Annotated in this window: 27 protein-coding genes; 19 read left to right on the top strand and 8 right to left on the bottom strand. The window is 41.2% G+C overall.

Annotated features, from left to right (window positions below; all coding sequences use genetic code 11):
• Positions 1 to 34: 34 nt before the first annotated feature.
• From LCD32_RS02020 to LCD32_RS02000, 5 genes are all read left to right on the top strand, one after another.
• Positions 35 to 664: a rhamnogalacturonan acetylesterase gene (locus tag LCD32_RS02020; RefSeq protein WP_017358823.1), complete on the top strand. Its 630-nt coding sequence runs from the start codon at positions 35 to 37 to the stop codon at positions 662 to 664.
• Between the two features lie 153 nt (positions 665 to 817).
• Entirely contained in the window at positions 818 to 1,858 is a 1,041-nt protein-coding gene (locus LCD32_RS02015; RefSeq protein ID WP_007496663.1) for an NAD(P)/FAD-dependent oxidoreductase, read from the top strand.
• 75 nt (positions 1,859 to 1,933) lie between these two features.
• The gene (locus LCD32_RS02010; RefSeq protein WP_060780889.1) at positions 1,934 to 3,538 is read left to right on the top strand and encodes a helix-turn-helix domain-containing protein; all 1,605 of its coding nucleotides are present in this window, start codon (positions 1,934 to 1,936) and stop codon (positions 3,536 to 3,538) included.
• A gap of 111 nt (positions 3,539 to 3,649) precedes the next feature.
• The gene (locus LCD32_RS02005; protein ID WP_169476138.1) at positions 3,650 to 4,576 is read left to right on the top strand and encodes an ABC transporter substrate-binding protein; all 927 of its coding nucleotides are present in this window, start codon (positions 3,650 to 3,652) and stop codon (positions 4,574 to 4,576) included.
• A 12-nt stretch (positions 4,577 to 4,588) separates the two neighbouring features.
• The gene (locus LCD32_RS02000) at positions 4,589 to 6,304 is read left to right on the top strand and encodes an ABC transporter ATP-binding protein (RefSeq protein WP_060780890.1); all 1,716 of its coding nucleotides are present in this window, start codon (positions 4,589 to 4,591) and stop codon (positions 6,302 to 6,304) included.
• Between the two features lie 55 nt (positions 6,305 to 6,359).
• On the opposite strand, the gene LCD32_RS01995 is transcribed toward LCD32_RS02000, so the two are convergent.
• On the bottom strand, positions 6,360 to 6,686 hold the full coding sequence (locus LCD32_RS01995; RefSeq protein WP_017358827.1) for a YnfA family protein: 327 nt from the start codon (positions 6,684 to 6,686) through the stop codon (positions 6,360 to 6,362).
• Positions 6,687 to 7,040: 354 nt separating this feature from the next.
• Between LCD32_RS01995 and LCD32_RS01990 the strand changes: the two genes are divergently transcribed.
• From LCD32_RS01990 to LCD32_RS01965, 6 genes are all read left to right on the top strand, one after another.
• The gene (locus LCD32_RS01990; RefSeq protein WP_035703732.1) at positions 7,041 to 7,610 is read left to right on the top strand and encodes an RNA polymerase sigma factor; all 570 of its coding nucleotides are present in this window, start codon (positions 7,041 to 7,043) and stop codon (positions 7,608 to 7,610) included.
• Positions 7,607 to 8,365 (top strand): anti-sigma factor, encoded by a 759-nt coding sequence (locus LCD32_RS01985; protein ID WP_060780891.1) that lies wholly within the window; start codon positions 7,607 to 7,609, stop codon positions 8,363 to 8,365. The genes LCD32_RS01990 and LCD32_RS01985 overlap by 4 nt, the downstream gene beginning before the upstream one ends.
• A 99-nt stretch (positions 8,366 to 8,464) precedes the next feature.
• The gene (locus LCD32_RS01980) at positions 8,465 to 8,962 is read left to right on the top strand and encodes a hypothetical protein (protein ID WP_050827071.1); all 498 of its coding nucleotides are present in this window, start codon (positions 8,465 to 8,467) and stop codon (positions 8,960 to 8,962) included.
• Between the two features lie 89 nt (positions 8,963 to 9,051).
• On the top strand, positions 9,052 to 10,059 hold the full coding sequence (locus LCD32_RS01975) for a zinc-binding alcohol dehydrogenase family protein (RefSeq protein WP_060780892.1): 1,008 nt from the start codon (positions 9,052 to 9,054) through the stop codon (positions 10,057 to 10,059).
• A 13-nt stretch (positions 10,060 to 10,072) separates the two neighbouring features.
• Positions 10,073 to 10,600, top strand: a complete 528-nt coding sequence (locus tag LCD32_RS01970; RefSeq protein WP_224562617.1) for a YfiT family bacillithiol transferase — start codon at positions 10,073 to 10,075, stop codon at positions 10,598 to 10,600.
• Between the two features lie 12 nt (positions 10,601 to 10,612).
• A complete protein-coding gene (locus tag LCD32_RS01965; RefSeq protein WP_060780894.1) occupies positions 10,613 to 10,876 on the top strand; it encodes a hypothetical protein in 264 nt (87 codons plus the stop codon).
• Positions 10,877 to 10,914: 38 nt separating this feature from the next.
• On the opposite strand, the gene LCD32_RS01960 is transcribed toward LCD32_RS01965, so the two are convergent.
• Positions 10,915 to 11,394 (bottom strand): MarR family transcriptional regulator, encoded by a 480-nt coding sequence (locus tag LCD32_RS01960; RefSeq protein WP_008341672.1) that lies wholly within the window; start codon positions 11,392 to 11,394, stop codon positions 10,915 to 10,917.
• Positions 11,395 to 11,562: 168 nt separating this feature from the next.
• Between LCD32_RS01960 and mprF the strand changes: the two genes are divergently transcribed.
• The 3 genes from mprF to LCD32_RS01945 all read left to right on the top strand — a co-directional run bounded on the left by mprF (position 11,563) and on the right by LCD32_RS01945 (position 15,580).
• Positions 11,563 to 14,133, top strand: a complete 2,571-nt coding sequence (gene mprF / locus LCD32_RS01955; RefSeq protein WP_224562615.1) for a bifunctional lysylphosphatidylglycerol flippase/synthetase MprF — start codon at positions 11,563 to 11,565, stop codon at positions 14,131 to 14,133.
• Between the two features lie 93 nt (positions 14,134 to 14,226).
• Entirely contained in the window at positions 14,227 to 14,775 is a 549-nt protein-coding gene (locus LCD32_RS01950) for a thioredoxin family protein (RefSeq protein WP_039167961.1), read from the top strand.
• A gap of 337 nt (positions 14,776 to 15,112) precedes the next feature.
• Positions 15,113 to 15,580 carry a thiol-disulfide oxidoreductase DCC family protein gene (locus LCD32_RS01945; RefSeq protein WP_024720282.1) on the top strand — a complete coding sequence of 156 codons (468 nt, stop codon included), beginning with the start codon at positions 15,113 to 15,115 and terminating at the stop codon, positions 15,578 to 15,580.
• Positions 15,581 to 15,615: 35 nt separating this feature from the next.
• On the opposite strand, the gene LCD32_RS01940 is transcribed toward LCD32_RS01945, so the two are convergent.
• On the bottom strand, positions 15,616 to 16,872 hold the full coding sequence (locus tag LCD32_RS01940) for a transcriptional regulator (protein ID WP_060780896.1): 1,257 nt from the start codon (positions 16,870 to 16,872) through the stop codon (positions 15,616 to 15,618).
• Positions 16,873 to 17,142: 270 nt separating this feature from the next.
• Here LCD32_RS01940 and LCD32_RS01935 point away from each other — a divergent pair, with 270 nt between their 5' ends.
• Positions 17,143 to 17,730 (top strand): nitroreductase, encoded by a 588-nt coding sequence (locus LCD32_RS01935; protein WP_024720283.1) that lies wholly within the window; start codon positions 17,143 to 17,145, stop codon positions 17,728 to 17,730.
• Between the two features lie 34 nt (positions 17,731 to 17,764).
• Here LCD32_RS01935 and LCD32_RS01930 read toward each other — a convergent pair whose 3' ends face one another.
• From LCD32_RS01930 to LCD32_RS01920, 3 genes are all read right to left on the bottom strand, one after another.
• Positions 17,765 to 17,920 carry a YfhD family protein gene (locus LCD32_RS01930; RefSeq protein ID WP_008341997.1) on the bottom strand — a complete coding sequence of 52 codons (156 nt, stop codon included), beginning with the start codon at positions 17,918 to 17,920 and terminating at the stop codon, positions 17,765 to 17,767.
• 61 nt (positions 17,921 to 17,981) lie between these two features.
• A complete protein-coding gene (locus LCD32_RS01925) occupies positions 17,982 to 18,092 on the bottom strand; it encodes a YfhE family protein (protein WP_017358836.1) in 111 nt (36 codons plus the stop codon).
• A gap of 52 nt (positions 18,093 to 18,144) precedes the next feature.
• Positions 18,145 to 19,041, bottom strand: coding sequence for a TIGR01777 family oxidoreductase (locus tag LCD32_RS01920; RefSeq protein WP_047947011.1), 897 nt, complete (start codon positions 19,039 to 19,041; stop codon positions 18,145 to 18,147).
• Between the two features lie 95 nt (positions 19,042 to 19,136).
• Here LCD32_RS01920 and recX point away from each other — a divergent pair, with 95 nt between their 5' ends.
• On the top strand, positions 19,137 to 19,928 hold the full coding sequence (gene recX / locus LCD32_RS01915) for a recombination regulator RecX (RefSeq protein WP_017358838.1): 792 nt from the start codon (positions 19,137 to 19,139) through the stop codon (positions 19,926 to 19,928).
• A gap of 3 nt (positions 19,929 to 19,931) precedes the next feature.
• Positions 19,932 to 20,246 (top strand): YfhH family protein, encoded by a 315-nt coding sequence (locus LCD32_RS01910; RefSeq protein ID WP_007496702.1) that lies wholly within the window; start codon positions 19,932 to 19,934, stop codon positions 20,244 to 20,246.
• Positions 20,247 to 20,269: 23 nt separating this feature from the next.
• On the opposite strand, the gene LCD32_RS01905 is transcribed toward LCD32_RS01910, so the two are convergent.
• Together LCD32_RS01905 and LCD32_RS01900 are read right to left on the bottom strand one after the other, a co-directional pair.
• Positions 20,270 to 20,443, bottom strand: coding sequence for a YpzG family protein (locus LCD32_RS01905; RefSeq protein WP_003217811.1), 174 nt, complete (start codon positions 20,441 to 20,443; stop codon positions 20,270 to 20,272).
• A 25-nt stretch (positions 20,444 to 20,468) separates the two neighbouring features.
• The gene (locus tag LCD32_RS01900) at positions 20,469 to 20,618 is read right to left on the bottom strand and encodes a small, acid-soluble spore protein K (protein WP_003217849.1); all 150 of its coding nucleotides are present in this window, start codon (positions 20,616 to 20,618) and stop codon (positions 20,469 to 20,471) included.
• Positions 20,619 to 20,734: 116 nt separating this feature from the next.
• Here LCD32_RS01900 and LCD32_RS01895 point away from each other — a divergent pair, with 116 nt between their 5' ends.
• Both LCD32_RS01895 and LCD32_RS01890 read left to right on the top strand, forming a co-directional pair.
• A complete protein-coding gene (locus tag LCD32_RS01895; protein WP_017366871.1) occupies positions 20,735 to 21,007 on the top strand; it encodes a YfhJ family protein in 273 nt (90 codons plus the stop codon).
• 301 nt (positions 21,008 to 21,308) lie between these two features.
• Complete coding sequence (locus LCD32_RS01890) at positions 21,309 to 22,292, top strand: glycosyltransferase family 2 protein (RefSeq protein ID WP_060780897.1); 984 nt, start codon at positions 21,309 to 21,311, stop codon at positions 22,290 to 22,292.
• Positions 22,293 to 22,377: the final 85 nt, after the last annotated feature.

Raw genomic sequence — 22,377 nt, 5'->3', positions numbered from 1 at the left:
AGAGGTGGCTCAATGAAAAAGGGGGCGTATGAACATGACAACCATCTATTTAGCTGGTGATTCAACCGTTTCATCTTACCCAGATCGTCCTGTTCAAGGAGGGTGGGGAGAGTTTTTACATCGCTACACAGCACAGGGTGTGAGCGTCGACAACCGCGCAATCGGTGGAAGAAGCTCAAAAACATTCATTGAAGAAGGACGGCTTGATAAAATATTGGCTGACATTCAGCCTGGGGACTGGCTGTTTACACAAATGGGGCACAATGATGCTTCAACGGAGAAGCCCGAACGGCATACAGATCCTTTCACAACGTATAAAAGCTATTTGTCTCAATATATTCACGGAGCAAGAGCGAAAGGAGCTACACCGCTTTTATTAACCCCTGTCGGCCGCTTTCATGAAAAAGACGGAGAATATATCAATGATTTCCCTGATTACTGTGCCGCGATGAAAGAACTAGCCGATGAAGAAGAAGTTCTTCTCGTTGATTTAAATACAGTTAGTCTCCAGTTTTATCAAATTTCCGGCATAGAGAAAACGACTTCTTACTTTATGCTGTCAACAGGCATTGAGGATCGCACGCACTTTACAAAAGAAGGAGCAGATGCGATTGCAAGACTTGTTTCGCTGGAATTAAAGGACCTTGGATTAACGATTGTGTGATGGATGACAGGACGAGAAAGCGCTCGTCCTGTTCTTTTTTTGCAGAAAGCTATTGATTCCCTTCACCAGAGTAGACTACAATAGGTACATATGATAATGAGAATCAATATCACTTATAAATAGATCAATCGATGAAAAAACGGAGGGACTCAAATGACAGAACAACTTGAATTGTTTGACGTCACCATTATTGGCGGCGGTCCAGCAGGAATGTACACTGCCTTTTATAGCGGGATGCGGGATTTAAAGACGAAGGTACTGGAGTATAACGAAAGCCTTGGCGGAAAAATCCTCTTATATCCTGAAAAAGTCATTTGGGATGTGGGCGGTTTGCCGCCAACAAGAGGTGAACAGCTGATTCAGCAGCTAGAAACGCAGGCGAAAACATTTGAACCAGAGATTGCGTTGAATCAAAAAATCACGCAATTCGAGCGGGATGAGAATGGTCATATCCTGCTGACGGCTGAAAATGGCGATCGTCATTTGACAAAGACCCTCATCTTAGCGATGGGTCACGGAATTCCAGTTCAGCGAAAACTTGAAATCGAGCATGCAGACCGTTATGAAGTAACAAACCTTTATTACACCGTGCAGGAGCTAAAGACGTTTGCAGGAAAGCGGGTGGTCATCTCTGGAGGCGGAGATTCAGCTGTTGATTGGGCCAATGCCCTCGTTCCAATTGCTGAAAGTGTGACCGTTGTGCATCGTCGTGATATGTTTGGTGGACATGAAAAAAACGTCGCCAACATGAAAGCATCTAGTGCTCGCATTCTCACACCGCATGAACTCACAGAGCTTCATGGTCAAGGTGACAAAATTGAAGCCGTCACCATTCAGCACTTAGAAACAGGCGACATCGAACGAATCGAAACCGATGCTGTCATCGTCAACCATGGCATGAAAGGTGATTTAAGCGTTCTATCAGAATGGGGACTCAAGCAAGGTGAGTGGGGACTCATCGAGGTCAATGAAAAGATGGAAACCAATTTACCTGGCGTCTATGCAGTTGGCGACTTATGCACACATAAAAGTAAAGTGCGTTTAATTGCCGGTACGTTTGTTGATGGAGTCAATGCACTCAATAGCGCAAAGCTATACATCGAACCAGAAGCAGAAAAAGTAGCGTACGTGTCTTCACATAATGAACGCTTTAAAGAGAAAAACAAAGAATTACAAACGGCTGGAGCGCGATAATCACCATTCGGTCAGACATTGAAGTGCTAAAATGGTTTATTTTAGCACTTTTTTATATGGAAGGAGAAAGAGAAAATGACCGCCTATACTCATACAATTCTTCGCATGAAAGAAAGCAGTAAACGATCTCTTTCTGTGAAACAAACGGACTCATGGCAAACATCTTCACTGATGTTCTTGACTACGGACGGTGCGGTGAGACTTGACATGGAAGGAATTCGATATGAGCTAAACGCCAAAGACAGTGTGTTGATCCGCTCAGGAATAGATGTCATGGTTGAATCTTTATCCAGCGAGCAAGTAGTGATCTATACTGTCACATTTGACCAATTCACTCTGGCACATGATGCACAAAATGAATTGGTCTATAAGGTGAATTATGATCATCTCCCTGATAACGGGGAAGTGGTGAAAGGCTCTGCCGTCCTTTTTTCTTACATCAAACAAATACAGACGAGCCAAATCATACAAGAACAGGCGAAATGGCTGGAAGAAATCATGTCCATTTTCCGCAAACAATCCAAGCCATACAACGAAAAAGTGCATTATTCGATTAACATGATCTTGCAGTATATGGCTGAGCATTATGATCAAAAACTAACAAGAAAAGACTTAGCTCATAAGATGGGGTTTCATGAGAGTTACTTTTCTACCTTTTTCAAACAAAGTATGGGAATGAGTGTGACAGAATACATTGCACAAATTCGAATAGACGAAGCCAAAAAACGTCTTTTGCAAACAGACGATCAAATTCAAATCATAGCACGGCAAGTCGGGTATGCAGACAGTTTATATTTCAGCAGGAAGTTCCGTCAAAAAACAGGAAGAACGCCCAGTCAGTTTCGAATGAACCGAAGACCAGAGCGGATTGCTGCTTTTCAATTTGTCGGGTCATTGGTTGCAATAGGCATTGAGCCTGTTTGTATTGACGAAGAAACCGATCTCCATTCAGATATACTCAAAGAACATCTAGCTAGTTCGCTCGTCATAAATGAACATACGCCTGATGACGTCTTTAAATCACTTCAATTAGATGTCATCATCGTCCCTAACTATTATTATTCAAAACCTGCATTGATCAAGCGATTGGAGCAAATCGCACCTGTTCTTGTTCTGCCATACGCCGGTCATCATGCTGTACAAGAAGTACTGTCTATAGGACGCCTTTTAGGAAGAGAAAACGAGGCAAACGAATGGGTGAAACGATTTGAACAGCTTAGTCAACAGGCAAGAAACAGCCTGTCTTCCTTTAGAGAAAAAGGCGAGACCGTTGCAATCTATGAAATGAGAGGACATGACAAAGTGTATATGTGGTCCTATGAGGCAAGAGGGGCCTTCTATCTTTACGAAACGCTTGGCTTAAAACCTCCAAAAGCCATTTTAGAAGAAGTTCTTCTTCCTAATCAACATACAGTCATTCCTTTAGAGAGACTTGGAGAATACGAGGCGGATCATATGTTTTTTATTGTCTCTGACCAATATGGGTGGTATAGGCAAATGGACAAGCGAATGGAAGAAAGTGATGTTCTTCGTCAATTATCGGCTGTGAAAAATGGTACCTTTTATCCAGTAAAACTGGAGGAGTTTCGATTTGATGAAGGAGAGCGTGCACTTCTTTTGATGGACCGGTTTGTCTCTCAATTGACACAGCCAGCCTATCCAACAATTGTCCATATGTAAGTTGCGAGAATCCTCCATAGACCACGACAGATGAGGTTGATAGAATACATGAGACTAGTAATTGATAACTATTCTCATTTGTAGTGGCGAAAATGAAGGAGGAATATGGAGATGAAAAAGACGTATTGGATATGTGCTGTCATTCTTCTAATGATATTGACGGCTTGTGGCAATAAAGAACAAGCCAAAACAGCAGAATCAAAGCAAGAAACGAAAACGGTTGAAACAGTGAAAGGAAAGATAGAGATTCCAGCTGAACCTAAACGAATTCTCGTAGATGGATATTTAGGGAGTGTGATTGCACTTGACGTTCAGCCTGTTGGATCGACCACGCAGGATTTAAAGAACGTACACTTAAAGGGCAAGATAAAAGGAATAGAGGACATCAGTGACGAGCGTTCAGCTGAAAAAGCACTTAGCTTAAAGCCTGATCTGATTATCACAGCCGTACAGGATGAAAAAGTCTATGATGTGTACAAAAAAATAGCCCCTACCATCGTGTATCCTTACGGTTCTTTCAAAGATGCACATGAAGAATTAACGACGCTGGCAAAAATTTTAAATAAAGAAGAGGAAGGAAAAGCATTTCTCACCGCCTTCGATCAACGAATTGAGGCTGCTAGGAAAAAAGTGAAGTCTGCTTTAAAAGAGAATGAAACGGTCTCGATCATGGGCGCTTTTAAAAATGATGTCTATGTATATGGTAACGGAATTTATCGAGGCGGGCAGGCATTATATCAGCAATTACAGGTAAACCCGCCAAAACAGGTCAGAGATACAATTTTAAAAAGTAAAACAGGGTATGAAGTCATTTCTTATGAAACCCTTCCTGAATATGCAGGAGACTACATTTTCATTGATGAAAGCAACGGCGGAACATTTGATAAAAACAATTCTATTTGGAAGAGTCTAGAATCTGTCAAAAAAGAGCAGACCTATCAAATGGATACAGAGTTCTTCTGGCCTTACGATCCGATTGCAGTAGCCAATCAAGCGGAAGAGTTTGCTGACATATTGACAGAAATGTCTGATCGGTAGGAGGTCTGTCAATTGTTAAAGCGTTTCTTCTCATACTACAAACCATATATGGGGCTGTTTATATTAGATTTTTCCTGTGCGGTACTGGCAGCCTTACTCGAATTATCCTTTCCCCTTGCCATCAGTAAAGTGATGGACGATTTACTGCCAAATGGTGATTGGGATGCCATTTGGTTTTGGGGCATTCTGCTCCTCAGTTTATACGTGATCAGCTCTACGATGCATTATGTCGTCACCTATTTTGGGCACAAATTAGGCATTAATATAGAAACGGATATGAGGAATCAGCTATTTTCTCATGTACAAAGAATGTCCTTTCGCTTCTTTGACAAAAAGAAAACGGGAAAACTCGTGTCCCGTATGACAAATGATTTAATGGATATTGGAGAAATCGCGCATCATGGCCCGGAGGATTTATTTATCGCGATCATGACACTCACGGGTGCCTTTGGCTTGATGCTGTCGATTAATTGGCAGCTGGCAGTTCTCACATTTATTGTCGTTCCATTCTTGATCGGATTATCCGTCTACTTTACGAAAAAAATGTCTGCTGCTTTTGATAAAATGTTCTCGAGTATTGGTCAATTCCATTCACGTGTGGAAAACAATATTAGTGGCATACGTGTTGTGAAAGCATTCGGAAATGAATCACATGAAATGGACCGATTTATTGAACATAACGAGCAATTTAGAAAGACAAAGCTAACCACATATCAAATGATGGCTGTGCATACCGCTGTCAGTCATTTTCTTATTAAGAGTGTGACAGTGTTTGGCCTTGTATGCGGCGCATGGTTTGTGCTGCAAAAAAATATGACGTATGGAGAATTTGTATCATTTGTGCTATTAACAGGCATCTTCTTAGGACCCATTCAACAAATCAATGCAGTCATTGAAATGTATCCAAAAGGTGCAGCAGGCTTTAAACGATTTGCATCACTCATCGATCAATCACCTGATGAAAAGGATGCGAATGATGCCATTGAAGTTGATCAGTTAAAAGGGGATATCGTTTTTGAGCACGTGTCTTTTCAATATGAATCAGACAAACCGGTTCTTCATGACATCAATCTTGAGGTGAAACAAGGAGAGACCATTGCGGTCGTAGGTCCCTCTGGTGCTGGGAAATCGACGCTTTGCAGTTTGCTGCCACGCTTTTACGAATGGCAGGAGGGTACCATTACAATTGATGGCATAGAGACAAGAAAGATGACACTGTCTTCGCTGCGGAGACAAATTGGTGTCGTCCAGCAAGATATTTATTTATTCCATGGGACCATCCGAGAAAACATTTTATACGGAAAACTCGATGCATCTGATGAAGAAGTGTGGCAGGCAGTGGAGAAAGCCCAACTGAAGGATCTTGTAAATAGCTTGCCAAATGGGCTTGATACGATCATCGGTGAACGCGGAATGATGTTATCTGGCGGACAAAAACAGCGTATCTCCATTGCACGTATTTTCCTTAAAAATCCGCCAATTTTTATTTTAGATGAAGCCACATCTTCTCTGGATACGGAGACAGAATCCTTTATTCAGGGCTCACTTGAAGAACTATCTGAAGGACGAACCACGTTTATTATTGCGCATCGCCTAGCAACCATCCAGCATGCTGACCGGATTGTGGTTTTGACAAAAGAGGGCATAAAAGAGCAAGGCAGGCATGAAGACCTGCTGGAAATGGACGGGATGTACCGGCGTTTGTATGAAACACAGTTTAGAATGTAAAAGAGGAAAAGCCGGCATATTGCCGGCTTTTTAGCGTGTGATCATCATCCGACCATTAACTGCGGGGGGCAAATAACATCACACTGACACCAGCTAAACAGATCAAAGCACCCATCCAGTCATAGAAATCAGGGGTTTTGCGATCGACCCACCAGCCCCAAAACACAGCGAGAACGACAAAAACACCGCCATAGGCCGCATAAACCCGCCCAAAGGTCGGGAACTGCTGGAATGTAGGGATGACGCCGTAAGCGACCAAGATGAGGCTACCTGCGATTCCATAGCTGACGGGTTTTGCTTCACGCAGCCACAGCCAGACAAGATAACCGCCACCTATTTCAGCCAGACCAGCTAATAAAAAAAGAACAATCGTTACAATCATTGACGGACACTCCAGTTCTCCTGTTTCGTTCTATTATGACATGTTGAAAGGGTGCGTTCTACCTGATGTAAATTGAGAGACGAATGAGAGTTTGCTAAAATCAACTGAACAGTGAATGAAACACATGGATTCTTGACTTTCAATGAGGCGGGTGATCCAAATGGTCAATCCATCCGTTGAGTATGTACATTCTCATGAGGAACACATTTCCTTTTTCAGCGCCCTTTTTTTCTTCTTGAAAAAAGAGTAAAGTACAAAGGAGGCTTATCTCAGCAATTTGAGTGATGAGCCATACGTGAAGATTTCATGATGAATGCATAATGCTCTTTCTCATGAAAAAGGAAGGAGATGACCATGGACACACTGAAGGATTTTGAGCTGTATCACAAGATCAAACATGATCGACATAAGCCCTCGCTTGAATTATTGTACGATCGCTATGAACGTGTGTTATATTCGTTTATTTATAAAATGACTGGAAACCGTGAGCTGGCGGAGGAAGTGCTTCAAGAAGTCTTTATCAAGCTCTGGCGCGGCATAGGAGAATACAATACAGATAAAGGGAAATTTTCCTCATGGTTATTTATGATGTCACGAAACACGGCAATCGATCTATTAAGGAAACACCGAAATGAAACAGCTCTTGAAGATGAGCATATTGAATACTTGGCAGATCATCAAGAAGATGTGTCAAAAGAAGTAGAATGGAACGAAGAAAAACAAATCATACGTGAAGCAGTATCAACATTGTCGAAAGAACAGCAAACCATCATCGAAGATGTCTATTTTAAAGGAATGACACAAAAGAGCATTGCGGAAAAACTAGGCATCCCTATTGGAACGGTGAAGGGAAGAGTTCGATTGTCATTGAAGCATTTACGAACGAAACTGTCTCGCGGAGGAAAGGAGGAGGAAGAGGCATGACTCAGTGTAAACATCAAGTCATTGATTACTTTAACGGGCATTTACAAGGAGAAGAAAAGACGCAGTTTGAAGAACACATCAAACATTGCTCGGATTGCAAAGAAGAGCTTGAAGAACTGACATCGCTCATGTCTGATATTCCGTTTCTAGCAGAGGACGAAACGCCTCCGGCAGGGATGAAAGGCCGCATTTTATCAAGAGTATTTGAAGAAGAGATATCAGAGACAACAATCGCTGCAACATCGAACCCGCCTCAAGATCTCAAAATAGTGCGTGATGCAAATGAGACGAAACCGCCAATGAAGAAGAAAAATCAATGGCTTTTGCCTCTCGTTGCCGCACTACTTCTCATTTCTGCAGCTGGGAACGTGTATTTCTTAACAAATGGAACAGATCAAGCAGAACAACCTGTCAAAGTTGTTGCGACAAAATCACTGGCATCTGCCGAATCGGCAAAAACAACGGGTGCTTTTTCAGTGATTGAGCATCACGGCAAAAAAGAGCTTGTCGTGAGTGCCGACGGATTAAAAGGCCAGCTTGATTCATCAGCTGTTTATCAAGTATGGCTCATTAAAGGAGATCAGCCCGTTCCGGCCGGTGCCTTTAAAACAGATAGCAAAGGGGAGGGCACCGTCACCTATGCGTTATCTGAGAAAGAAGCAAACGAATCATGGGATACGGTGGCTGTCACCCTTGAACCAAAAAAGGATAACAAGCTTCCGCAAGGTCCTGTCGTACTGAGTGCTGCATTTTAAGCTTGATTCATGAAGGATGCCTTTTTCAGGGCATCCTTTTTTGATAGGCAGAAGGAACCTTATGACAAATGAGACGTACTACATATAGAGGTGAGGCACATGCAGCGATACATAGAAAAACAACTATTTCTCTTATCAGCTAGACATGCATTTACCGCATTTTATTTTTTGGTGATCCCATTCATTATAAAAGACCTTTTTGAATCAACTCCTTTATTGATGGTCATGATCTCTCTTTTTATCATTCATCATCTAGTGACAAGTATGGTATGGTTTTATAAATCAAGAAACATTCGAAAGCGTCAATCAGGTGACCTAACCAAACGGGGACATCTCGTTATCCTGATCATGCAGAGGCTCGAACAGCTCATGATGCTCGGTTTTGTGATGTTATTGATCAGTGGATCGATGCAGGGAGACATTGTGACGCTATTATTCACAATTTTTCTGTTCATCGTCGTTTTCTTTCAGCACATTCAGTTTTATTATGTTCAGTACTTCTTTAAATCGAGCGGCTGGTTCACCTATGTCCTCTCTTTACAAAAGGCTCGTCCTTCTTACATCGTGAGGGAACGAAGGGCTTTGAAGAACTCCTAAATGTGCAATCGCTTGCTGACTGATCCATCAGCATCAGAAATGTATGATAAAATGTGGAAAAGAAGCATGGAGAAAGGGAGTGCGAGCGAGTGAAAGCAGTTGGATTATTTGAGTATTTGCCAATTGAGCATGAACAAAGCTTGATCGATCAGGAGGTGGCAAAGCCCAAAACAGCTGGCAGGGATATTCTGGTGAAAGTAGAGGCTGTGTCGGTGAATCCAGTGGATACAAAGGTGAGGTCACCGAAGAATCAGAAAGAAGAAGAACTGAAAATTCTTGGCTACGATGCAAGCGGTACGGTGATGGAAGTGGGCGAAGCGTGTACGTTGTTTCAGCCTGGTGACCATGTCTATTACGCAGGAGATATCACGCGACAAGGCTCAAATAGTGAATACCAGCTTGTGGATGAGAGAATTGTGGCGAAAAAGCCTGCAAATCTCTCTTTTGCCGAAGCAGCTGCCATGCCTCTTACAACAATTACGGCATATGAAGCGCTATTCGACCGAATGCATATGAAGCGGGATGCAGAAGGCTCGACCTTGCTGATCATCGGTGGAGCAGGCGGAGTGGGCTCTATCGCCATTCAACTCGCCAAATTAGCAAAGGCGACTGTGATCGCCACTGCATCAAGACCTGAAACAAATGAATGGTGTCTCTCATTAGGGGCTGATCATATCATTGACCATCACCAGCCGCTCTTAGCGCAGCTTCGGGAAAAAGGGATTGGCGAAGTGGATTACATTTTATGCTTAAATGATACAGATGGCCATTTCAAAGGGATGGCAGAAGCGATTAAACCTCAAGGGACGATCTGTACCATTGTTGAAAATCAGCACCATTTAGACATTCAATTACTCAAAAATAAAAGTGCTTCATTTGTATGGGAATTCATGTTCACACGGCCGATGTACAAAACCTCGGATATGATGAAGCAGCACGAGCTTTTAAAAGAAGCGAGTACATTATTTGAAGAGAAGAAGTTAAAACATACATTAACAAAGGTGCTCAGCCCCATCAATGCCACCAATTTGAAGCAGGCACATCAAACACTTGAGCAAGGGAAGATGATAGGTAAATTTGTTCTAGAAGGATTTTAAGGAGGGGCAGCAGATGACATCATTACAATATCCGATTGGCTTATATGAACCGGTGGACCAACAAACGAAAAAGCAGCTGGAGGCATGGATTGATGAGCTGGCACTCATTCCTCAAAAGTATGAAGAGGCAGTTGTCCCATTGACAGATGATCAGCTGGATACTCTATATCGGCCAGGAGGATGGACCGTTCGTCAGCTCATTCACCACGTAGCGGACAGCCATCTGAACGCCTACTTGCGATTTAAACTTGCGCTAACAGAAGAAACACCGCACATACGTCCATATGATCAGGAGGCATTTGCTTCACTTCCTGACAGCAAGGCGCCTATCAGCCTATCACTGCCGTTAATCAGCAGTCTGCATCGCCGATGGGTCACATTACTTCGCGAGATGACAGAGGAAGATTTCAACGCTGCATATTACCATCCAGCCGATCAACAAACGGTGTCCTTATATGATGCAACAGGAATGTACGTCTGGCATTCACAGCATCATCTCGCCCATATCACGGAATTAATCAAAAGAAATCAGTGGAAGTAAAGGAGTCAACACATGTCTAGTAGAAGAATTGTCGGCGCTATGTTTATCTGCATGGCGGCATTGTTTTATATAGCAAAATTCGTTTTGTTTGAGATTCGTTATGGTGGAAATGTAGGCGCAGAAAGAACGATCGAGGAACTGGAAGATATACTCCCAGGCGGTACGTGGATCAGCATCATTTTTCTCATTATCGGTTTAGGTTATCTCTTGTGGGATGACAGGGAAGTCATTCGTCAGTATCTTTTGAACCCAGATAGACAAGGAAAAGAAGAATGAAAAAAGACGGACCTCAAGTGACCGTCTTTTTTCCTTTTTTAGCCACGTTCGGGACGAAGTGCTTTTTCTAAAATAGCTAGACCTTCATTAACTTTTTCTTTTTCCTCGTCATTGAGCCGTTGCAGGGAATTTTTAATTTTTTCATGCCCTTTTTGATAAATACTTCTGAAAATATTTTTCGCTTCCTCTGTCAATTCGACGACAATGATTCGACGATCACGCTCAGAATGCTTTCGTTCCACAAAGTTCGATTGTTCTAACCGATCAAGCAGCCCTGTCATATTGGACAAAGAAGCCCCCATTTTTTCAGCAATTTCGGACACTTTAAGAGAGCCATGGTTATTGAGCAGCATGAGCACTTTCATTTGAGGCATACTCATATCAAGCTTCATCCATTCAGAAACATCTCCAAGTCCTGCAGCAGTGAGCACTTTCATATACAGCACCCATGTCTTTTTCTCCTCAGGAGATAGGATTTCCTCTTTTAGTACGGTGGTGTCATGAATATTATATTCCACGCTTGTTCACTTCCTTTAAGCGGCTCTTTTCTTTATATTACTGATTTTTACTTCTAATTGAAAGTATCATGAAGCTTTTGAATGTTAAACTGCATGAATTAAGTGGTATTTGTTGTATAATAATGGTCAGTTGAAATTAATGAAGCAACTTAGAAAGTTGGGAGAAACATGTGGAACAAAAAAACGGGTATGACGATCTTAAAAATGCTCTTTCCGATCGTGATCATCCTTGTCTTAATTTTTGTCGCCAAGCAGGAGCTGAGCGGCCTTTCCATTAAAAAGACGTTTTATATTATTGACAGCTTGAATCGAATGGACTTGTTTATTCTTGTCTTTCTTGGACTTGTCGCTGTTTTATCCATGTCCTTATATGATTTTATTTTAAGAAAAAGCCTTGATATGCCCATCAGCGGCTGGAAAACGATCCGTATTTCTTGGATCGCCAACTCCTTTAATAGTGTGCTTGGTTTCGGTGGTTTATCAGGAGCAGGGCTTAGAACGCTTCTATACAAGGAATACATAAATGATACGAAAAAACTGCTGAAAGGCATTGCCCTTTTAACATCCTCTGTTCTGCTGGGTTTATCTATTTTCAGTGATTTGATTTTAGTTAGGGTCCTGCCAGTTGAAAGTATTATTAGTCAGGAGCCGTGGTTATGGGCATTTGTCATTATTTTTGCTTGTATTGTGCCCATTTACATCATCATGGCGTCCATTCGAAAAAGCTCGATTGAGAGCGGTGAAAACGGACTGAAGCACCCGATCTATGCTTATATTGGTGCATCGTTTTTAGAGTGGCTGGCAGCTGGTCTTGTCATGTACATGGCTGTTGTCTCTATGGGGATGAACGTTGATGTCCGAATTGTATTAGGCGTCTTTGCGATTGCGTCAATCGGCGGTTTAATCAGTATGGTTCCGGGCGGATTTGGTTCGTTTGATCTGATCTTTTTACTCAGTATGCAATACATTGGGTTTGATAAAGAGATGGTGCTGACAGCGCTTGTTTTGTACCGCTTCGTTTACTCCATTTTCCCGTTTATTCTTGGACTTTGTCTAGCGGCATACGATTTAACTGGAACAACACTCAGGCGTCTTGAGGGCAATCCGAGAATGGCGCCTGCTATTGAAACAACAAACGTCTTAATTGTGTTGCACCGAGCGCTGCTCATCCGTTTATTGTACGGATCTTTGTCCATTTTAACGTTTGGAAGCGGTTTGCTCATTATGGCTTCCGTTGTGCTTCCTGTTGATCGTTTAGGTGTGATTACAACCATTCCACGCTTTTTGTTATCAGGATTTAATGGTCTTTCTTTAATGTTCGGGATCATTTTAATGATTTTGTCCATTGAAGTGTATAAAAGAACAAAACGGTCTTATCTATTGACAATGATTGCCCTAGCAGGCGGCTTTGTGTTTACTTTACTAAAAGGGTTTAACCTGAGTTTGATCTTTATATTGCCGGTCATCATGGTGGTATTTTTCTCGCTTCGAAATCAATTTGTGAAGCAGCAGGCCCCTTATTCTTTGAATCAGTTTGTGGCCGCCGCCGCCGGATATTTACTCGTGTTGTTTAACTATAATGTCATTGGGAACTTCATTTGGATGAAAATTGGTCATTTCCTAAGCAAGGACTATTTGGTTCATAATGAACGGCATATCACGATGACCAGTATGATTGCTTTAATTGGCGTCCCTCTTTTCTTTTTCATTAGCAAATTGATTTTTAATAAAAAAGCAGTTCCAATCGGCGAAGAAGCCGATGAAGAAAAATTAAAAACTTTTCTCGAAGAAAAGGGAGGAAATGCTCTTAGTCATCTAGGTTTTTTGGGAGACAAAAAACTGTTTTTCTCAAGTGATGGAGAGGCGATGCTTCAGTTTGGCCGGATTGGCCGTTGCGTAATTGTGCTTGGAGATCCTTCTGGGCGTAGAGCCTCTTATCCGCTTGTACTGGAAGAATTTTTGGAGCAGACAGAAAAAGCAGGCTATCGTGTCGCTTTTTATCAAGTAGAACGTGAAGGAATGGCGCTTTATCATGACCTAGGTTTTCACTTCTTTAAGCTTGGGGAAGAAGCGATGGTCAATTTAGAAACGTTCTCTTTGTCAGGAAAGAAAAAATCAAACTTACGGGCTGTCGCAAATAAATTTGAACGAGAAGGCTATACGTTTGAAATGCTGGAGCCGCCCTTTTCAGAGGAATTGATCTCAACCTTAAAACAAATCTCTGACAGCTGGATGGGCAAGAAAAAAGAAAAAGGATTTTCATTAGGCTATTTCAATGAAGACTACCTTCAAAAAGCACCGATTGCGATTTTAAAGGATGAACAAGGGCAGATCATATCTTTTGTGTCCTTAATGCCGATGTATCAAAAAGGAGAGATATCCATCGATCTCATGCGTCATATGCATGATGCACCGAACGGGATGATGGATGCACTCTTTATCCACCTGTTTCAATGGGCGAAAGAAAAAGGCTACACATCCTTTAACATGGGAATGGCGCCATTATCGAATGTTGGCACGTTCCATCAGTCCTTTCTGACAGAACGTTTGGCGAGTGTCATCTTCAATAACGTCAGATATATGTATAGTTTCAGCGGCTTACGGTCGTTTAAACAGAAATATAAACCAGAATGGCGCGGAAAATATTTAGCGTATAAAAAGAATACATCACTGCCTGTCACAATGGTGCTCGTCACTAAGCTGATAGGAATGGACCCAAATCGAAAACGGCGTCCATAAGTCCAAAGAACCTTTACCTTTCACTAGGTGAAGGTTTTTTTAGACAAAAGAATAGCAAAAGTGGTAAAGTTGAAGGGTAAGGGGGATGTTCACATGACACTAAATGAATGGTTTACAAAGGGATTAGCTGAACGTACATATGTACACAACATGGAGAAAAACCGTGAAAACTTACTCACGGTGTACAACCAGTACGCAATTCATCAAAAGGAAAAAGAGCTGCTTCAAAAACTTCAAAAGAAAAAGCTCAGAGCGCTTGTGATCACGGCAGATTGGTGCGGTGATGCGATGGTTAATGTACCTATTTTCATGCGTATTGCAAATGAAGCACTGATTGATGTGCGCTATTTCATTCGGGACGAGCACCTAGACCTGATGGATCAGTATTTAACGAACGGGACCGCAAGATCGATTCCGATTATCGTCATCATTGATCAGGACGGGAAAGAAGTGGGGAAATGGGGACCTCGCTCAGCAGAAGCTCAGCGCTTTGTCGACGAGAAAAAGCCGGATAAAGATGCACCCGATTTTGAGGAAGCATTTAAAGTGTTTGCGAAAGAAGCCGCACATCACTATACGACAGATCGTTACTTATGGAAAGATATTGAGAAAGAAATAGTAGAAGTTTTGGCAAAAATATAAACCAAAAGACTACTTCGCCGCAATGGGAAGTAGTCTTTTTTTATCTTGTTTTTGCGTTTTACCTACAAAACACCGCATAAAGATGTAGAAAAACCGCAGAATTCTATCAAATACCGCAGAAAACCGCAAAGCATCACGATTTTCCCAACCACTTTTAGTTGAAAAACCTCATATATGACATGAAATCAGCTATTTTGCCCTTATCTAAAGGCTCATATAACGCACGTCGGATGGCTTTTTCCCAATACAAGAGGCCCAGCAACTATAGTAATCTAGTTGTAATCTCCTTTGAACGAACTAAAAAAATAAATGAAGGAAAAGGGCTGGCGATCAATTTATGAAAAAAATCATCTATCTCGATCAAGAAAAAAAGAAGCTCGCTGAATCAAAGAAAAGAGAACAGCGTTCCATCAAATCACTCAGACTGCTTGTGTTTTATGACGGACAAAGTCCTTCATGTGCAAAAGCAATTGACCTGTTGAAATCACTCGATTGGAAAAACCGAATTCACTTTGAATCATTTAGAAACTCACAGCTGCTGAGACTGAATAAAATTAGTGAAGAGAAGGCAGAGAAACGAATCGTGTCTATTTCTTTAGCGAAAAATCAAAAAAACTCAGGGATTTATACGTGGCTGAGAATGGCTTGTCACATCCCTGCATTATGGGGAACGGTCCCATTCATTGTACTCAGCATTTGGCTTGGCTTTGGGCAGCATGCTTACGATTATTTTGCGAGAAAACGGTACATTCATTCTGTCGAACAAGTCACCCGTCCCGATACAGATCAACAAAAGACCATCTAATCATAGAAAAAGCATGACCTTCGATCGGCAGAAGGTCATGCTTTTTTATAATACGGGATATATGATGCTAAGTGATCAAGCAGCTTCGTTGTGTAAGACATATATGCACGCTTATCAAGCTCAGAAACCGCATAGGAAAGCAAGGTTCTAAGAGCAAACAAGTACTCATTGTGGAGCTGATTGTGTTCAAAGTAAGGAATCGCTGCTTCTACTAAATAAGTTTTCAAATCATGAGGATTCTCTTCAATCATCAATTTATAGATTTTAATCATATATAAACAGTTTGGTTGAATACGAGGCTGTTTGAGCAGCTCGTGTATATATGGAAGCGCCTTTTTGCGATCATATTCCGCATACAATGTCGCGATTTCATAAAGCGTTTCACAGTAACGATCTTCTATCTGTTCTTGATTAAAATAATTGAGTGAATCTAGTAAATAAGGCACAGCGGATGAGAAATCGCCTTGGCGTTTTAAGAGAACCCCGTAATAAAAATAAGCTGTCATCTTAATATAAGCATCAGGGTGAAGCGATGTGTGTAAAATCACTTCTTTTAAATATCTTTTAGCTGTTTGAAAGGCCTTTAATTCCAGTGAGATGACCCCATGAATGAGTGTACAATGAATGACCCGCTTGAAATTATTTTTTTGTCTATACAAATCCATTGCTTGATGTGTGGCCTCAAGCGCATCACCGAGATGTCCCATGGCTCCAAGTGCTTTTGCATAGTGATAATACAGGTCGCTCTGTTCAACAGAAGCGTAAGAAAAGCAGCTTTCAAGTCTTTTCAATCCTTCTTCGAGCTGACCGATTTTAATCTGGTGGATGCCATCTAGATATTCAAACGTTTCTTTTTCTGTGTCAATAAAGGTTTTTTCAAACTTCTTAAGCACGCGGTGCGTTTTTAAGGCAAGCTGCTGTTTTTCTGTTAATAAATAAAATTGAAATAAGGACAAATGATACTGAATCCCTAAATCTAGCGAAAAGAACTGTTCCTCGTGATGAATGATCATTTCTGCATTTTGCTCTGCTTGATCGAGCGCATAGAAATACATGTTCATCTGAAACTCATCGAGCAATGACAGCAGATGACGCGCCTTTTGCGACAGCGTTTCTTGACTTATTCCAAGCCGTTCAAGTAAAAGATTGATCGTATCTTGATTGGCCTCTTTTGAGCCATTTTCAATTTTACTTAAATGAGAGACAGAACAAATTCCTTCTGCCAACTCCGATTGGGTCATATTTTGTTTATAACGATAGAGTTTGATGATTTGCCCAATATTGATTTTCATTCCATTCAGAAGCCTCCCTTCCAATCATGGGTTGAAAGCTTTTTGAAAAAATAGCCGCATGAGACAAAGTGGAAATACCTGAAATCATTTCATCATCTTGGCTTTTTTCTCAAAATTTGTTTAAAACGTAATATGATTGTAACATTACTTGAAAAAGGCAAACAACTTTTTAGCAGAGAGGTGAGGTCTTATTTGCAAACAGCACATGATCATGTTTATAATGTGAATGAGAATCAATTTCAATTAAGGTTGATTGAAAGGATGACATATATGCCAGAAACAAAACAACAAACAGAAGCGTTAACGGTTCGAGACGCTGTCAGATATAGACGATCGATTCGAAAATTCAAAGAAACGCCGGTGAGCATTGAGCAGCTTCAGCCATTATTAGAGGACGCAGTCTATGCACCCAATCATAAAATCACGGAACCTTGGCGTTTTTTATATGCAGTGACGGATGAAGCAAAAGAGGTATTTGTTGAGCGGTTTATTGCTTTCTTTAAACGCAACAATCCAGACGCAAAAGAAGAAAAGATCAATCAGTACAGAGATTATTTTTCTAAAGTACCAGCACTTTTACTTGTTGTTCTAAAAGAAGACGAAAATCCAGTTGTGAGAAATGATGATTTTGCCGCTGTGAGTGCGCTCATTCAAAACTTCCAGCTGCTGGCTTGGGATCAAGGAATCGGTATGGTATGGAAGAGCGGCCGTATATTATACGACAAAGGGTTTCAACAGGATATGGGATTAAAGGAAAACGAACGCTTTGCCGCGATTCTTCACATCGGTTATCCAGAAGAGGTGCCTGAGGAAAAGTCACGTCAGAAGGCATCAAGCCTGCTAACTGAAATCAAATAAAAACAGACCTTTTGATAGGGTCTGTTTTTTTTACTTATTGTTTTTTGGCACGCTGATCGGCTGCTTTCATACGTGCCATCGCTTTTACGTCATTCGGATCTGCAAGTTCTTTGGAAAATTCAACATATTCGCCATCCGTCTCTTGTGCCGCAAGCTGGTGGTTGGATTTTTTGTGTTGGTCTTTTTTCAAAGCTTTTCCCTCCTTTACAAGATCACTTTAGTTATGTGCTTGTAAAAGAGGAATATCCGTTTTATTTGTTTCTTTTTTCTGCTGCTCTTTCCGCTTTTTTGAATTCCTGCTGATACAGAACTTCCTGGGTTTTCTTCAGTTTTGAAGTCGGCTGGTGTTCTTTTTTCTTCATCAAAATCGCCCCCTCATCTCATTTTTAATAGGATGGGTGTTTTTGACAAAATTTATTCCTCTGAATGCAAAATCGCTTCTTTTAGCTCAGGGTGTAAAAATTCATAAGAAGACAGCAGTGCCTTTTTCGGCAGAGCACGTTGACCTTCTAATACAAGCAATGACATGTCGCCAAGTGCGGTTTTGATGACAAAGGACGGCACCTTCAGCCAGTGAGGGCGATGAAGGGTAGATGCAATAGTTTGTCCCAGCTGCTTCATTTGAACAGGATTTGGAGACGTGACATTGAGTGGACCTGATATGTGTTCATGCTCAATGGCATACGCAATGAGATGTGCTACATCCTCCACGTGAACCCAAGATACCCATTGCGAGCCAGAGCCAATCGTTCCACCAGCAAACAGCTTGTATGGCAAGGTCATAAGAGGAAGTGTGCCTTTTTCTCCTAGCACTACCCCAAAGCGTGTATAAACTGTGCGAATACCGAGCGCCTCAATTTTTTGCCCTTCAGCTTCCCAAAGTTTTGACGTATGACTTAAAAAGTCTGTATCGGCTGGAGGGGCCTCCTCCGTAAAGTCTTCTGTCTTGGAAGTGCCGTAGATACCGACAGCACTTGCTTGAATGAGCACAGATGGTTTCGATTCCTGCGCTTCTATAATGCGTCTCACTTCTTGTGTGGATTGAATACGGCTGGAGAGAATGCCTTTTTTTGCTTTGTCCGTCCAGCGTGTGAAAATGGATTTTCCAGCAAGGTTAATCCATACATCAATCGCAGGCAATTCATGTTCAGGTTTAGCACCATCTGTCAGCCACTGCACGTAATGTAAATGATTTTGTTCGGATTCCTTTGGATTTCTTGTTAAAATATATAGATGATGTCCTTCAGCTGCGAGCACCTTTGTGACATGCTGGCCGATAAACCCGGTTCCTCCGGTAATGGCGATATTCAATTGACATCTTCTCCTCTCATATACATACCTATATCTTTCACGATTTTGAATCAGAAGAAACATCCTGACTGTTTGAAAAAAGGAGTGATCACAGGATGCCCTATATTACGAAAATCTCTGCTCAGAAAAACAATACAGAACGCGTGAACATCTTTCTTGATGAAAAGTACGCTTTTAGCGTTGATCTAGATGTGCTCGTCCAGCATGATTTGAAAAAGGGAAAAGAGCTGGACGAAGCCGATATCATAGAGATTCAATTCGGTGATGCAGTAAAAAAAGGATTTCAGCAGGCCGTCGATTATTTATCGTATCGGATGAGATCAGTGAAAGAAGTCACCGATTATTTGACGAAAAAAGACATACCAGCACCTGCTATTAGTGAAATTATACACAAATTAAAACATTATAAGTATGTAAATGATCTTGAATTTGCAGAAGCGTATGTAAGCACCCACCGAAAAACGAATAGCAAAGGCCCGTCAGTGCTAAAAAAAGAATTAAAGCTGAAAGGCATAGACGATGACACCATCGAACAAGCACTATCGCAATATCCAAATGATTTGCAGCTAGAGGAAGCAGTGAAACAAGTACTAAAGCTGGTTAAGAAAGAGAAAAACCGGTCCGCAAAAGAAATTGAACAGCGTATCAAATTGCAGCTTCAGCGAAAAGGATTTTCATTTGATATCATTGATAAAGCCCTTCAAGAAGCCTATGATGGACAGGAAGAGGAAAAGGAAGAAGAAGCCCTTCACTATATGCTTGAGAAGGCAAAACGCAAGGTAGGTTATGACGGATCATTTGAGAAAAAAATGAAAGTAAAGCAATTCCTTTACCGAAAAGGATTTGATCTTGATACAATTGATCACGTTTTAGACAAAGGGGAATGACAGATGGAAAAACGCTATAGTGAAATGACAGAATACGAATTAAAGCAGGAGATTGCCGCTCTTTCTGAAAAAGCAAGAAAGGCTGAGCAGCTAGGCATTGTGAATGAATATGCCGTGTTGGAGCGGAAAATTGACATGGCGAAAGCCTATTTATTAGATCCAGCTACTATTCAGACGAAAACGACCTATCACATCAAAGATACAGACGAGCAGTTTTATGTGGAGTATTTAAATGGGGTTTTTGCTTGGGGCTACAGAGTATCAGCGCCAAATAAAGAAGATGCCCTGCCGATTTCAATGCTTACGCAAAAGGACTGATCCCTAGAGATCAGTCCTTTTCTTTACTTCGAACGTTGTTTACGGACGTTGTTCTGAAGTACGATGTCGTGCTGCGTTTGCTGCGTTTCTCCGTTGACCTGAGAGGCAGAATGTTTAGCATTCGCCCATGGTTGAGGGTAAGCGGTTGTTCTTAATTGAACAAAGTCTTCCATATACGATTTCCCATTTGAACTCATATCTCAAGCACTCCCTTTGGAAAAATTAGCGTTTCCCTGATGCCCTCATACGTTCCTGTGGACGTGTATTCGTCTCACCGTTCGGCCTTTTAGACGCATAAGCATCTGTGGCCCCTGGTTCGCCTTCAAACTTGTGATTCACTTGATTTGGAAAGCCCTTTGCTTTATTACGCATACTGATTCCCTCCAAACAATACAAATCATTTGCGTCTTTTGAAGACGTAAGGGTAGTATATGAAAAAAGAGATTTTTTTAAAAAGGCACTTTCTGCTAGATGAAGGAGGAACCAGTATGGAACAATATTTTGAGCGATTAACCGAACAACTAATGGAAAAAAACAATATGCTCACATATGAAGAAGCACGTACATGGGTAGAGCTCCTTTGGAGTGATTTTGAAACAACCTATGCAAAGGCTGGCCGCAAGTATAAAGGACAAGAAACGACTGAACGGATTGTCCGAGAATGGATCGAAAGCTACGGCGCTCAGCTGCATTTATTTCAAAATAAACAATCGAAGGCAAATGAGCATCTGCAACAAAACGACAAAGGGCTGCTGCATTAAAAGGGTTGCCCTTTTCACTTCCACTCATCTTTTTCAACAAACAGGAAAATATATAATTGACCAAACAATTTTATGAAACAATACCCAGTCTGTGATCAAAATTACAGGCTTTTTACAATGGATAAACTTAAAATTACATTAAATTCATGTTGGTGAAAATCACTGGAAATAAAACTCTGATATAATGTAACGATTAAGGATACATGAAATTTATGGATAATAAAAAAGGGTTTTGTTCCCTGACAAAAAAGGAATAATGAACATAACAGACAATGTGAAAAAAGTGAAGAGAAGGTGCGATATGGTACAGGAACTGCTCTCTGTTATAATTCCTTCTTACAATGAAGGTGAAAACATCAGACGAATCTTTGAGGCACTCGAGGAAGAGTTTCGCGATTTTCATTATGACTTTGAAATCATCTTTGTGAATGATGGAAGCAAAGACAATACGCTTCAATACATGAGAGAGCTCTCTCTCAAAAGTGCAAAAGTCAAATACATTTCCTTTTCTCGTAACTTTGGAAAAGAAGCTGCAATTTTAGCAGGTCTTGAGCATGCAAAAGGGGAAGCTGCGATCATTATGGACGCCGACTTACAGCACCCGACGTATTTGATTCAGGATTTTGTTAGAGGCTACGAAGAAGGCTATCATCAAGTCATTGCCAAGCGAAACCGTAAAGGGGACAGCAAGCTTCGTTCTTACCTATCATCGATGTATTATAAAGTGATGAACAAGGTGGTCGAAGTGGACTTGCGTGATGGTGTAGGAGATTTCCGCTTAATATCCCGTCAAGCGATCGACGCATTGCTTCAACTAAAAGAAGGAAATCGTTTTTCAAAAGGGCTTTTTTGCTGGATTGGTTTTGAAGAAAAGGTCATCTACTATGAAAATGTGGAAAGACAGCACGGTGATACAAAATGGTCACTGAAGAAATTATTTAACTATGGCATAGATGGCGTTATTTCTTTTAACAACCGCCCGCTGCGTATTTGTTTTTATACGGGTATTTTGATCTTATTTCTCTCTTTGATTTACATCGTGGCGACCTTTATTCAAATCGTCAGAACGGGCATCATGGTACCGGGTTATTTCACTTTAATCTCAGCTGTGCTTTTCCTCGGTGGTGTTCAGCTCTTGAGTCTAGGTGTGATCGGAGAATACATTGGCCGGATTTACTATGAAACGAAAAAGAGGCCGCATTACTTAATTCAAGAATCAAATGTCATGGAACAAGAGACAAGCTCAAAAGAACAAGACCGAGTGTTAACACAGTTATTTAAATAATGTGGAGTCAAATAACCGGCAAGCACGAATCGCTTGCTGGGTTGTTTTGTTTCAATGGACAGTGGATCTTTTGTAGAAAGGATTT

Origin of the sequence: Bacillus sp. RSS_NA_20 (assembly GCF_020165915.1) — a bacterium.
Classification (GTDB): Bacteria; Bacillota; Bacilli; order Bacillales; family Bacillaceae; genus Bacillus; species Bacillus altitudinis.
This window is presented reverse-complemented; position numbering and strand designations above follow the sequence as displayed.